The 14,045-nt window shown below is 46.8% G+C and carries 11 protein-coding genes; 9 read left to right on the forward strand and 2 right to left on the reverse strand.

Annotated features, from left to right (window positions below; all coding sequences use genetic code 11):
- Positions 1-139: 139 nt before the first annotated feature.
- The 9 genes from ACQKMP_RS19400 (at position 140) to ACQKMP_RS19440 (ending at position 12,557) form a co-directional block, all read left to right on the forward strand.
- Complete coding sequence (locus tag ACQKMP_RS19400; RefSeq protein WP_427470511.1) at positions 140-2,404, forward strand: helix-turn-helix domain-containing protein; 2,265 nt, start codon at positions 140-142, stop codon at positions 2,402-2,404.
- Positions 2,405-2,686: 282 nt separating this feature from the next.
- Positions 2,687-3,607, forward strand: a complete 921-nt coding sequence (locus tag ACQKMP_RS19405; protein ID WP_231573375.1) for an ABC transporter permease — start codon at positions 2,687-2,689, stop codon at positions 3,605-3,607.
- Positions 3,608-3,617: 10 nt separating this feature from the next.
- Positions 3,618-4,478, forward strand: coding sequence for a carbohydrate ABC transporter permease (locus ACQKMP_RS19410; RefSeq protein WP_427470513.1), 861 nt, complete (start codon positions 3,618-3,620; stop codon positions 4,476-4,478).
- Between the two features lie 58 nt (positions 4,479-4,536).
- Positions 4,537-6,159: an extracellular solute-binding protein gene (locus ACQKMP_RS19415; RefSeq protein ID WP_427470515.1), complete on the forward strand. Its 1,623-nt coding sequence runs from the start codon at positions 4,537-4,539 to the stop codon at positions 6,157-6,159.
- A 79-nt stretch (positions 6,160-6,238) separates the two neighbouring features.
- Complete coding sequence (locus ACQKMP_RS19420) at positions 6,239-8,194, forward strand: alginate lyase family protein (protein WP_427470517.1); 1,956 nt, start codon at positions 6,239-6,241, stop codon at positions 8,192-8,194.
- A gap of 109 nt (positions 8,195-8,303) precedes the next feature.
- Entirely contained in the window at positions 8,304-9,377 is a 1,074-nt protein-coding gene (locus tag ACQKMP_RS19425) for a glycoside hydrolase family 88 protein (RefSeq protein WP_427470680.1), read from the forward strand.
- A gap of 246 nt (positions 9,378-9,623) precedes the next feature.
- Positions 9,624-10,037, forward strand: a complete 414-nt coding sequence (locus ACQKMP_RS19430) for a GNAT family N-acetyltransferase (RefSeq protein WP_339268423.1) — start codon at positions 9,624-9,626, stop codon at positions 10,035-10,037.
- A 218-nt stretch (positions 10,038-10,255) separates the two neighbouring features.
- The gene (locus tag ACQKMP_RS19435) at positions 10,256-10,888 is read left to right on the forward strand and encodes an NAD(P)-dependent oxidoreductase (RefSeq protein ID WP_042184423.1); all 633 of its coding nucleotides are present in this window, start codon (positions 10,256-10,258) and stop codon (positions 10,886-10,888) included.
- A gap of 46 nt (positions 10,889-10,934) precedes the next feature.
- Positions 10,935-12,557 (forward strand): bifunctional ADP-dependent NAD(P)H-hydrate dehydratase/NAD(P)H-hydrate epimerase, encoded by a 1,623-nt coding sequence (locus tag ACQKMP_RS19440; RefSeq protein WP_042184424.1) that lies wholly within the window; start codon positions 10,935-10,937, stop codon positions 12,555-12,557.
- 7 nt (positions 12,558-12,564) lie between these two features.
- Here the strand turns inward: ACQKMP_RS19440 and ACQKMP_RS19445 are convergent, their stop codons facing one another.
- Positions 12,565-13,020 (reverse strand): hypothetical protein, encoded by a 456-nt coding sequence (locus tag ACQKMP_RS19445; protein WP_052404132.1) that lies wholly within the window; start codon positions 13,018-13,020, stop codon positions 12,565-12,567.
- Positions 13,021-13,052: 32 nt separating this feature from the next.
- Positions 13,053-13,952, reverse strand: a complete 900-nt coding sequence (locus ACQKMP_RS19450; RefSeq protein WP_042184427.1) for an SDR family oxidoreductase — start codon at positions 13,950-13,952, stop codon at positions 13,053-13,055.
- Positions 13,953-14,045 lie beyond the last annotated feature (93 nt).

Below are 14,045 nucleotides of genomic sequence, written 5' to 3' on the forward strand. Positions count from 1 at the left end.
ACGGTATTTTCATATTCATATATAGTGTGAGTTAGATATTTCCAAAAGAGTGTAAAGATATACGCTCACCCAATAAGGATACGAATTTTACCATTGGGTGATTTTCAATTTATAAAGGAATCATCAAGGGGAGATCACATTGCTTAGAAAATCCTTTTTCACAAAACTACTTATCGCTTATCTGGTTATTATTTTCGCTTACACTATGATTGCTGTCTGCCTTTCTTTTTTTAAGGACAGCCAAAACGTGCGATCGGAATTAAGCCAGAAGCAGCAGAATTTTCTCATGCAATCGCGCGACAAAATTGACACGAAACTCGGTGTTTCTTTCAATTTAATTACACAATTGAGATTAGATGATCATGTTGTTAAATTCGCTGAAAAAGATCGCGATTATTATGAGATCACGCAAGCCTCTTATGCACTGAAAAATCATATAGATGCATTCTCTGAATTCGGCTATAGCATCGATTTAATGAAGACTAACGACGATTTGGTTATTACGCCGCAAATTTCGTCGGATAGAAGACGCTATATGGAAGGTATGGGAATCACTAATGAGGATTTGGCACAATTAGGTACAGACAGCACGAGTCCAAACATAACGGTATCGAGCAGCCAAAATACAACGTCGACGAACAATGAAAGCGCATCCATAAGAATCGTTAATCCGGAACGGGTAGGAATAGGGAACTCATTATTTTTTGTTGTCTCATTCTTTGAACAATTGCTGCTGCCACCCCTATCACCTGATGCGCAAGAAGCTTTTGCCATTATCGAAAATGGCCGATACGTAACGCTTAAATCAAGCTTTGACGATAAACGGGAAAAGCAATTGCTTGCCTATCCACTGGCACAACTGGATGAACAGGCAACCGTGGATTATAAGAAGCTATCCAATGATGAATTCGATTTCCATTTAATCCGCTCGAATACAATGCCGCAATGGTCGTATATGTATGTTACACAGAACTACTCTTTGGTGGACTCCTTTTCCCCCAATTTAAAAGGGACTGTACTTTTATTAGCCATTCTTATCTTTGTGGGACTTGCGTTCGCCTATACAGTTTCCAGGCGCATGTACCGGCCTGTGGGTCATCTCGTCGGATTGTTCAAGAGCTACGGTGAGCCTTCGGGAGCAGACGAATTCGCTTTCTTGAACGAGACAGCGACGAGTATAAGTGAAGCCAATGAACAGATGAAATCCGCGCTACATGAGCACAAGCTTTCGATGAGAGACAAGTTCCTGCGGGATTTGCTCCATGGACTCGTTCCACCTGACAAGGTGGATGACCTGCTAAATGCACATCAACTGCAAAGCCTTTCTAACAACTTGAGCGTTTGTGTGATTTCATTCTCGAACGCTAAGGAATTGGAGGAGCAATATTCGAAAGATGCGATTCTTACGATAAAATCAAAGACTTCCTTGATTATTCATGAGCAGTTGAAGGTTCATTTCCCTTGTGAACTGCTTGATCATGATTTCACCAAATTTGTCTTCATAATCAGTGAATCCGATACGGAATCCATTCAGAAGAAGCTCATGAAAGCGATGGCTCAAATCGAGGACGCTCATGCATACGGATTGACTGCAGCTGTAGGCCAGCCTGTAATTTCTGCTGGGGAAATTGACCGCTCCTTTATCCAGGCACTTGATATTCTGAAGAGAAGATCGGCTGTGGACAAGACTTCCGTCATTACTTATAAACAACTCAGTCAAGTTCAGATGGTCAGCTATTATTATCCTATCGATACGGAACGCGAGCTGATCAGCTATGTGATTCGCGGCAAGCGGGAGAATGCTTTAAATACGCTAAACCGTCTGCTATCGGAAAATCTGGAGCAAAGGCAGTTAACCAGGCAGCAGCTCGACCAGTTCAGCCTGCTTGTGTTGGCTACGCTGAGCCGAATTATCCAGCAGTTGAATATGCCTTTTGAAGAGTTCGTTCAAGCTCATAAGGAATCTCTGGACATCGTACAGCACGGCGAATCGAAGGAGCTTATGGTTTCCGCCATTACTTCCTTGTTCGGCGCCATGATGGATACGATTGATCAGCAGAATGAAATGATGGATAACAGTACGGTAAAGCGGATGATTGAATATATTCATGACAACTACAAAAGGGATTTATCGCTTAGCATGATAGCGGAGGAGTTTAACTTCTCTCCTGGTTATGTCAGTATCGCTTTCAAAAATCATTCCGGAGAAAATTTTAAAGATTACTTGAATTTTTATCGTGTGCAGCAAGCTAAAGAGATTATGCGTCAGCAGAAAGATATCAAAATTGGAGATTTAGCACTAATGGTCGGGTGCAATAATGCAAACACGTTTATTCGCATGTTCCGCAAGTATGAAGGGTTAGCTCCTGGCCAATACGCAAAGAAGCTTAACGAGAAGGAATGAGGCTTCAAGTAATGAGAACTGTTGATTCAAAACACAGCCGCCTAGCTTAATTGCCAGGCGGCTATTGTATGTTCGACGGGCGTTTCTCTATATAACGAGAAAATTGTTAATACATAAAATAATGCACATTATGAACCCAGACATAAAGAGATGCCGCTAGATGAAATAATGGCGATAGACAGCGCTTACATTCATTCCTATAGTTTAAATTGCAACGCTGACCTTTCAATTGGGAGCGCTCCTGAGGGGATCAGCTAAACATCGTTGCGAGAGGAGAAGAGAGTGCTGCTTAACTTTAAAGAAATAAAAACCAACCTGATCAGGGACCGTTATCTTTATCTACTCCTGATACCGTTTCTGGCTTGGTATATCATCTTTGCGTATAAGCCGATGTATGGCCTGCAAATCGCCTTTAAGGATTTCAGTGTATATAAAGGAATTGAAGCGAGTCCCTGGGTTGGATTTGAACACTTCGAGACCTTTTTTAAAAGTCCATATTTCTGGAGGCTATTAAAAAACACAGTATTGCTCAGTTTGTATCAATTGCTGTTCGCGTTCCCTGTGCCGATTATCCTCGCTTTGTTATTTAACGAATTGAAGAATGGGGTATTCAAAGCAACGGTGCAGACCTTCACGTATTTGCCCCATTTTATTTCGGTCGTTGTCGTAGCTGGGATTGTGACTAACTTTTTGGCTCCTAGCAACGGCATTATCAATATCCTGATCGAAATGATGGGTGGAGAAAAGCAATACTTTCTGACCAATCCCGATTATTTCCGTACGATTTTTATCGGGTCCATGGATATTTGGAAGGAAGCGGGATTTGGTACCATCATCTATATAGCTGCATTGTCCGGTGTCAATCCGGCTTTGTATGAAGCAGCGGTTATTGATGGAGCTAATAAATGGAAGCAAATGTGGCATATCACGCTTCCTGCCATCATTCCGACGATCGCAATCATGCTTGTCATGAAGGTGGGCTCCATGTTGGAAGTAGGCTATGAGGCGATCATTCTTCTATATCAGCCAGCCACCTATGAGACGGCCGACGTTATTAACACCTACGTGTACCGGTCCGGTTTACAGGATGCACGTTACGACCTGGCGACAGCGGTGGGACTGTTCAATGCCGTCGTTGGATTTATTCTAGTCGTATTTGCCAACAAGATGAGCAAGAAGTTAACAGAGACAGGATTATGGTAGGTGATGGAAGATGAAAAAAACCAGAGGCGAAAAGCTGTTCTATATCTTTAACTGTGTATTTCTTGGAATAATCGCTTTGCTTGCATTATATCCGTTTGTCTATGTCTTATCCGCATCCATCAGCTCCTCTGATGCGGTCGTTACCGGCAAGGTGATCTTGCTGCCGCGCGATATTAACTTTGACTCCTATGCAAAGGTATTATCGGAAAAGGGGATTTGGATTGCCTATTTTAACACGTTTTATTACACGATATTCGGCGTAATCGTCAATTTAATTCTCACCATTTGCGGGGCCTATGCCCTGTCCAAGAAACGGGTTATGGGGCGTACGGCCATCAGCTTCTTTATCGCGCTGACAATGTGGTTCCAACCGGGCATGATTCCGATGTATCTCAATTTCAGAGATTTGAACATGCTTGACAACAGGTTTACGATCATTATCGGTTTCGCGATTACGACCTTCTATGTCTTCCTCATGAGAACGTTCTTCCAGAGTATTCCGGAGGAACTCGAGGAAGCGGCAAAGGTTGACGGAGCAAATGATCTGACGATTTTATGGAAGGTGTATCTGCCGCTGTCCAAAGCCTCTCTTGTAACGATCGGATTATTCTATGCGGTGCACCGCTGGAACGGCTATTTCTGGACGATGATCCTACTAAGCGACGAGAGTAAGGTACCGCTACAAGTCTTGCTAAAGAAACTCATCGTAGAAATGTACGTGAGCGACGAAATGGGGAATATGGCGGTATATTCTAAGGAAACGATCATTTATGCAACTATTATCGTCTCCATTATACCGATTGTTGCAGCTTATCCCTTCATTCAGAAATATTTCGTCAAAGGCGCCATGATCGGTTCCGTCAAAGGCTAATGGCTACTTCAATCCTTTTACTATGAAATCAAGAAACCAATATTGGGAGGTCATGAATATGGGTAACAAAAAATGGATGAAATCATCTGCAATAATCATGATGTCAGTCGGTATGCTGCTGGCAGGCTGTAGTAACAATAACGCTCCGCAAAATAGTGGAAGTTCAGCGAATGATTCAAAAGGGTCGGATACAGAACAACTATCCGGGAACTTAATCTCTAAAGAGCCGGTTGAACTGACGCTCCATATGCACTACTCAGATAAGTTTATATTCGACGATAACTGGCCCGTCTTCAAAGAAGCGGAAGCCATGACCAATATTAAGCTAAAGGGTACTGCATCTAAGGCCTCGACGAATAGTAAAGAACTGTTCAATACAATGATGGCTTCCGGAAAAATTCCGGATCTGGTCCATCATCAAATTAAGGAGCAGTATGACAGCCTTGGGATTGAAGGGGCCTTTCTTGAGCTAGATGACCTGATTGAAAAATATGCCCCGAACATTAAAAAGTTCTTTTCCGAACATCCAGATGCAGCTAAATATATGAAAGCCTATAACGGCAAAACGTATTTCCTTAACTTTACGCCAGATGGACCGGCTGCAAGGGGCTGGTTTGTACGTCAGGATTGGCTGGATAAATTGGGACTAGAGCAGCCGAAAACTGTAGATGAGCTGTATGCGCTCTTGAAAGCCTTCAAAGAAAAAGATCCGAACGGTAATGGAGTAAACGATGAAATCCCATACTTCAGCCGGTCCAAGCTGGATGGAATTTACGATCTACTGATTCAGTGGGGCGTGCAAGGCGGGGCCGATGCGGCCAAACGCGGATTTTACGCGGATAACGGTGTCGTCAAGTACGGCATGTATGAGCCGGGTTATAAGACTGCCATCGAAAATATTGCGAAGTGGTATAAGGAAGGCTTAATCGATAAAGAAATTTTCACCCGCGGAGAGAAGGCGCGTAACATTTTGCTCGGAGACAATGTCGGCGGCATGACGCACGACTGGTTCGCCAGCACAGCTAACTTCAATGACATTCTTGCGACTGAGATTCCAGGCTTCTCTTTTGTTCCGATGACGCCTCCAGCGAACACTGAAGGCAAAGTAATCGAAGAAAGTTCCCGCAAGGGGACGCATGCAAGCGGATGGGGAATCTCGTCGACTACCAAGCATCCCGTAGAAGCGATCAAATATATGGATTTCTGGTTTTCCGAAGAGGGCCGGAGACTGATGAACTTTGGCATCGAAGGTAAGGACTACGACCTCGTGGACGGCAAACCGAAGTTTAAAGATTCATTATTGAAAAATAAAGAAAAGACAGTCATTCAACAGCTTCAGGAAGAGGGAGCCCAGATCGAGCTCGCCTTCCATCAAGACTACGCTTACGAAGAACAATGGACAAACGCAACTGCGTTGAAAGGCATCAAGGAATACATTGACAATGGCTATATTATGAAGGCTTATCCGCCGATTTCTTATACAGATGATGAACGGAGCAAATTTGAGGAGTTAAATGCGGGCGTACTGACTTATGTGGAAGAAAAGCTGCAGCGTTGGGTGCTCGGCGTGGAACCAGTAAACGATGAGACATTTAGCAAGTATATTAAAGAGCTGGAAAGCTTGGGCATCAAGGATTTGCTTGCTCTGGAGCAAGGTGCATACGACCGTTACATGAAATAGCTGGAATCGCTCCTTCCGGAGTCTTGATGATTTCGGAGGGGGCATTTCGAATTCAAAATAACATAATGGAGATGAATAAATGAATCTGCAATCATTGCTGAAAGAGCCGATGACTACGACGGAGCTGTTAGCTAACTTGCGCTCACGGCTTGAGCCGATGGACGAGAAAGCCGCCTATATCGCAGCACATATGCCTGATCACGTGCGCGAGACGATTGCGAATGCCGAATTCGTCTATCAAGGAATGATCATGCTTCCTGGTACAGGGGGAGTCAGAGAGTTTGTCGGGAATCCGCCTAGCTGGCTAGAGCGCAGACATAATGACAATGAATATTTATGGCAGCTGAATCGCATGACGCATTGGCAGGATTTACTGGAAGCCTACTCGCTCACCAAGGACGCGAAATACGGACTCAAGGTCATCGATGAAATGCTGGACTGGATCGAAACGGTCACTATTCCTGAGGACTTACTGGCTAAGCCGATTGGCTATTTTACGGAATGCCATCCGCTGAGGGTTTTGGAGATTGGTATCCGGGGCTACAAAATTTGGCCGCTTGTTCTGGAGCATCTAGGCCCTTCGGAGTTGTTCACGGAAGAAATTTTGGAGAAGTATTTAACAGTCATTTATAAGCAAGTAAAAGCTTTGCGTAACGTGTCGCCTCAGTTGTGGCCTAAAGCGGATCATAACCATTATTTAATGGAATGTTTGGGCCTTCTGACGACTGCTCTTTACTTTCCCGAGCTGAATGAAGCTGAGGAATGGAAGGCTTTTGCGATCGAGGGCATCGAAAAGTGCAGCATGGCGCAACTGACAGAGGATGGCGGTCAAATTGAAGGCTGTCCATCGTATCATAATGGCTGCATGTTCTGGTTCGGGCTGGCTGTCGTTCTGGCTAAACGTTTCGATTTTGATTTCTCTGCGGAGTACATGGAACGGTTCAGAAAGAATTTGGATTACTCGATCTACTCGTTAAGACCAACCGGGAAATGTGTACCTGTCGGAGACTCTTTTGCAAATCCGCTTGCGGTAATGTCTGGCGTTTATGGGTATTATGCCTTGAATGATAGCTCCTGGCTAGGTCTTGCAACGAATTTGATTGATGTACACGAAGTTGTAAGGGAAGCTAGTAAGCATGTATGGAGAGCGCTCGATGTCCGCCAATTTGTGGAGGAGCTGCATTCCTTGCAGGATAGAGAGTTTGTATTGGATAAGCCCACGACATTCTGGAATCGTACGCTGGATCAAGCGATTATCCGCAGTGGCTGGGATTCGAAGGCTCTCAGTTTTTTGTTTACATGTAAAAGCCCGATTCAGAATGCCCATGCCCATATCGATCTGATGAGCTTTGATTTTACGGCGCTCGGAAAAGACATGATTTGCGATCCCGGATTTTTTTGTTATCGGAATGATGAGGACCGTAAGCAGTTTAAGAGCTCGAATTATCACTCTACGCTGCTGATCGATGAGCGAGATCATTTCGAGTATATTAATTCCTTTACATTTGGGCCACAAAAGCCTGGTGGAATCTACAATGTAGAGGATAGAGGCTTCTATCAGCTCGCCAGCGCCAGCCATACAAACTATGATCCGGTTGTCCATCATCGGCATATTTCACTAGTCGATAATCGGTTCATTGTTATTGCAGATCGGGTAGAAGGACTAAATGATCGTAGCGTTCAGCGTTATTTCCATCTGGATTTTGTCGAGGTGAAAGAGAGCCTAGGCGGCGTGATTGGGACTAGCGATATTGCAAATCTGGCGATTGCGACAAGCCATACGGGGAAATTGGATCTTCTGGAGGGAAGGCTGTCCGATGAGACCGATATCTCAAGGCCTTCGACAAGGGTCCGCTTTCAGGATAGCTACAGCGGTACTATGACTTTCTTGACCGTGCTTATTCCTTTTCAAGGGGGGCAACAGCCTGCCGTTCAGATTATTGAAGAAGAGGAAGGTGTATTTAGCTTCGAGCTTGGAGATCAGTACTTGGTTTCGATAAACGAAAGAGATATGCACATAAGCAAACGGGCTTGAAAAGGGGTGACCCTTAGAAAGTTAAAAAATAGGAGTGAGCAGATTGTTGAACCTTCAGGCTGATGATCAAATTTGGGTAGATAATGTCATAGCTAAACTAACGGACAAAATGGACGTCGTATGTGAACGATCAAGAAACAAAATTCCATACACGACAAGAAATGGCACGCACGACAATCAGATCGAAAAAGATATCAACTGGTGGACGAATGGATTTTGGGGCGGTATGATGTGGCTCATGTACCATGAAACCGGCGCTCAGAAGTACAAGGAAATCGCCAATTTTACGGAGGATGCTTTGGATGCCTGCTTCCATCAATTCTACGGTCTGCATCATGATGTCGGATTTATGTGGTTGCCTACGAGCTTGGCCAATTATAAAGTTACCGGAAATCCGGAATCTCGTAAGAGGGCAATACACGCCGCCAACTTACTTGCTGGACGATTTAATCTGGCAGGCGGATTTATCCGCGCTTGGAACGATGATACGGCCAGCGAAGATACAAGAGGGTGGGCGATCGTGGACTGCATGATGAATCTACCGCTTCTCTATTGGGCGAGCGAAGAGACTAAAGATCCGCGATATGCGCAAATAGCAATGAGGCATGCGGACACTGCTCTAGAAGCTTTTATCAGGCCGGACGGTTCCGTGAATCATATCGTGGAGTTCGATCCGTTCCATGGAGGTGTGGTCCGAACTTACGGCGGCCAAGGCTACGAGGATGGCTCGTCCTGGACACGTGGGCAGACCTGGGCTTTATACGGCTTTATGATCAGTTATACGCATACGGGAAAGCCGGAGTATTTGCAGGCGGCCAAACGGGTGGCGTATTATTTTATGGCAAATATTCCGGATAACGGGGTTATTCCAATCGATTTCCGGCAACCGAAGGAGCCCGCTTACGAAGATACTACGGCAGCGGTGATCGCAGCTTGCGGACTGATCGAGATCGCCCAAGTTGTTGGCGAGCACGAAAAGGAGGTCTACCTGAACGCCGCGCTGAAGCTCCTGAAAACAGTGGACGCTGCTCGATGCGACTGGACGACCGATTCCGATCATCTTTTAATGGGCGGTTCAGCAGCGTATCATCATAAAGACATTCATGTTTCAATCATTTATGGCGATTATTATTTTATGGAAGCTATTTTTAAGTTAAAGGGGAACGACTTGTTCTTGTGGTAGTAAAACGATATACCAGATCAGTTAACCAGATTATTGGGAGTAATCGCCTATTTAATAAGAAGATAATACTTCATAATAATGAAAATCGTTGATAAAAAAAAGCCGCCTAGCCTATGTGCCAGGCGGCTATTGTATATTCGACGGAGGCAAGTCTTGCCTGTGCACCATTGAGTCGTATATAGTTGGAACAGCAATGCTGAACGGCGCTAATTCTATTTTATTGTAGGATGCTAGGAGGAGAAAGGTATGGGGACAACAGGAAAGCTGGATATACGTCATGAATGTCCTTCAGTGGAACAGTATTTAGCACTGAGAAAAGAGGCTGGACTGAGTGCAATGAGTGAAGAAGGGGCTGCGATAGGGCTGCCTCGTTCTATTTTTGCAGTAACCTTGTATGAGGAAGATACCTTGGTCGGGATGGGCAGGGTGATTGGCGATGGGGGATGCTTTTTTCAGGTTACGGATATCGCAGTGAAGCCTTCTTATCAGGGTCGCGGTTTAGGAAAATTGATCATGGGGGAAATCAGGGATTTTCTTCATACTGTACCGGACAAGGCTTATGTCAGTCTAATCGCGGATGGGGAAGCCTCTAAATTGTATGCACAATATGGCTTTGAATCGGTCATGCCACGTTCTCAGGGAATGTTTTTACGTCCTTAATGTGAGGACATGCTACTTAGTAGAGAGTGCCCCTTGTATTGGTGAAGGGGTTTTTCGTTTGGAAGTTAACGGATGCGATTTGATTTCAAATGGACCGCAGGGGATAAATAGATGATTAAAGGTTGTAAGGGAAAGGCTATTGAGATGAGTATTGAAAAATATAAATAAGCAGGAAGGCCGCACGCTGGCCTTACCCGGAAAAAGTGAGGAAAAAACAGATGGATGTTGTAGTATTGGGTGCATCAGGAACGATTGGAAAGGCGATAGTACAGGAGGCTTTAAAAAGAAAACATGAGGTAACAGCTGCGGTACGGACTCCAGAATCAGTAACCCTTGAACATGAACGTCTGCACATCACGACTGTAGATGTTCTAGATCCTGCTTCAGTCGCAGCTGCAGTCCGTGGTCATGAAGAGGTAATCAGTGCATACGGTCCAGTACTCGGACAAGAGAAGGATTTGCTAACAGCGGCTAAGGCGATTGTTGAGGGGATGCAAGAAGCTGGGCTCAATCGACTGCTAGTTGTGGGTGGTGCAGGGAGTTTGAAGACTGAATCAGGAGAGCTGTTGATGGATACGGCAGATTTCCCTGCTCAGATTAGACCACTGGCAGAGGCACATGCGGAAGCTTATGAAATTTACAAAAACACAGAACTGGATTATACGTATGCCAGTCCTGCTGCGGTAGTCCATTCCGGTCGACGTACAGGTCAATTTCGCATTGGACTCGACCGTCTTGTTTTTGATGAGAATGGCGAAAGTATAATCAGTGTAGAAGATTTTGCTGTAGCTATGGTGGACGAGCTGGAGGAAGGGAATTTTAGCCGGACGAGATTTACTGTAGCTTATTGATATCAAGCTAGTTGTGGATTGAAGTGTAGCGGAAAGGGGCCGAACCATGTATCTGGTAACTGCTGAGCAAATGCGGCGGCTGGACGGAGAAACAATCCAGCGGCTGGGGATTCCAGCTATTGCGCTGATGGAGAATGCGGGAAGAGTGATCGCAGAGGAGATCGTTGCGCTGTGCCGGCGGAGAGGTGGAGAGGGCTGCAGAAATGCAGCCGGATGGGAAGACGCCGGGAAGGATGCATTTCAGGTCAGCGCAGATCATGCGCTGACCTTGGACAATGCCGCCGCCGAGCGATGGTTTATCCTCGTCGGCAAAGGCAACAACGGCGGCGATGGCCTCGCCGCCGCACGGTATCTTCGCGAGACCGGCATCGCCGTCACGCTCGTTTATGCGGTGCCGCCGGAGTCGCTCTCCGGCGAGGCCGCCCTGCAGCGCGATGCGGCTGCAGCCATGGGCCTTCCTGCCGTGGTATACGGCAGGGATCGGCTGGACCTTGCCGAGTGCAGCGGCATCTTGGATGCGCTGCTCGGCACTGGCGCCGCGGGAGCCCCTCGCGGTGCCTATGCGGAGCTGATTGCCGCAGCGAATAGCAGCGGCAAAGTGATCGTGTCCGCGGACATCCCGAGTGGTCTGAACGCGGACACCGGTGAGACGCATGAGCCTTGCATTCATGCGTCGGTGACGGTTTGCCTCGCGTTTCTCAAGCGAGGCCTCCTGCAATACCCCGGTGCAGGCGCAGCGGGGCATGTGAAGGTCCGGGCCATCGGCATTCCGTCTTCTTTGGCCCCTGAAAGCGGTGTGCAGGTTCACCTGCTGACACCGGAAGTGCTGCATGCCCATCTGGGCGTGGATCTGGCCCGCCGGCGTTCGCCTGAAGGCCATAAGGGTACTTATGGGCATGTCCTTCTTGCAGCCGGCACCTTAAGAATGAGCGGCGCCGGACTGCTCTCTGCCCGTGCTGCGCTCCGGGCAGGCTGCGGATTAGTGACATGGGCGCTTCCTCAGAAGCTGCTGCCCTGTATCATCGGTTCTGCCCCTGAGCTCATGTTAGCCGATGTTGGGGGCAATGAAGATGGAACCTGGCAAGCAGGGAGCGTTTCAGAGCTGCTGAGGCTAAGTAAAGAGCGAGATGTTCTTGCCATTGGTCCCGGTCTTGGTCGGTTCGAGGCTGATACAGAATGGCTTCGCAATCTCTGGGAAGAGACGGATTGTCCTCTGGTGATCGATGCGGATGCTTTAAATATATTAGCTGAAGCTGATTACAAGAGCTGGGCAAGTAGACGCCATCCGGTGATTCTGACGCCTCATCCAGGTGAGATGGCCCGTCTTGCTAGTATAACAACAGCTGAGGTGCAACGGGACCGCATCAGTCTGGCTATGGGATATGCGAAAGAGCATGGGGTTACCCTTGTATTAAAAGGAGCGCATACGGTTATAGCAACGCCTGAAGGGCAAGCTTATGTAAACACCACAGGCCATCCCGGCATGGGTACTGGTGGAGCCGGTGATGTGCTAACGGGCATCATTTCCAGCCTGCTGGCTCAGGGACTGAATGAGGCGCAGGCAGCAGCTTTTGGTGTATATCTACACGGATTAGCAGGGGAGAGAGCCGCCCGTCAGCGGAATAATCCAGCGGCTATTATTGCCGGTGATATCATAGAAGCACTCTGAGTGCAGCTTATAACAGCAGCAAGCAGAGCAGCGGTAGAAATAGTGCAAACACAGGCAGTAGTAGAGGGGAACGCTCTACACCCAGTTGCGTCACTCGCAGCAGCAGCAGTCCCAAAATTCCAGCCAGGCCCCACAGCAGTAGCTCTGAACCTTGTTCTGCTGCCAGCCATAGACCTGCACCGAAACCTGCGGCTACGTATACAACAAGGGAAACGATGTGGGATGTGGTACGCAGGAGGCGCAGCAGAACATCGGCTACTAGTGCGGCTGGCAGTCCATAAGCGTAAATCGCATAGGGGATCGAAAGTGGCCAACCCTCTGGTATGCCGTTATGTTGTGGAAACCCAAGCATAAGTAAGGAGATAAGGACGTATGTTAGCCCTGCGCAGGCTAATTTTGTTAAGGCATACATGCCACTTGTTAAACGGACAGAAGGAATATCATAATCGGGCATCTTATTCATAGGTATACATTCCTCTCGTGGTGAGTTGTGTATCAGCTGGTGACCATATCTCCACCGTTGACATGTATACATGTCCCGGTAACATATGAAGAATCAGGGCCCGCTAAAAAGAGATATGCTCCTGCTAGCTCATAAGGCTGTGCAGCACGTTTAAAGGGTGTATCTGTACCAAAGATACTAACTTCCTCTGCAGAGTAGCTTGAGGGAATCAGTGGGGTCCATACCGGACCGGGAGCTACACTGTTGACACGGACGCCAGTGTCTACGAGAGATAAGGCTAAAGAGCGGGTAAAAGAGACCACCGCCCCTTTGGTGGAGGAATAATCTATGAGCTCCTTATTTCCTTGATAGGCAGTAATGGAAGCGGTATTAATGATGGATGCACCTTTTTTAAGATGTGGAAGTGCAGCCTGAGCGAGGTAAAAGAATGGAAAGATATTCGTCTGGAACGTCTGGTACAATTGCTCTTCTGTGATATTCAAAATACTTCTTTGTGGATATTGGACCCCGTGATTATTGACCAGAATGTCCAGCTTGCCGAAGGTGCGAATCGTATGCTCCACAGCCCTGAAGCAATTCTCCTTATGGCGTAAATCAACTTCAATCCTTAGACAGCGTTGCCCTAATTCTTCGATCCGCTTTTGAGTGACTTCCGCATCTGATGCTTCGTATAAATAAGCTATAGCAATGTCTGCACCTTCTTTTGCAAAAGCAATGGCTGCGGCTTTACCAATTCCGCTGTCGCCTCCGGTGATGAGTGCAACCTTTCCCTTCAGTTTTCCACTGCCGAAAATTTCCGGGTTTTCACTGATGGGGCGAGGATTCATCAGACTCTCCAGGCCCGGCTGACGATCTTGATGCTGTGGAGGAAAAGCAATAGGCTGCTCTTTACATACTGTCCGCTCCCCATAATAGGGGTAGATGGGATTCATTTTTTTGAAATAACCTCCTTGCGTTCTACCTTCCGTATATTTCTATGCATGCGCCCAGAAAAGCGTGCGCTGTCATCAATACATACATATGCG

The organism is Paenibacillus sp. NPDC101420 (assembly GCF_050277435.1).
Classification (GTDB): domain Bacteria; phylum Bacillota; class Bacilli; order Paenibacillales; family Paenibacillaceae; genus Paenibacillus_AQ.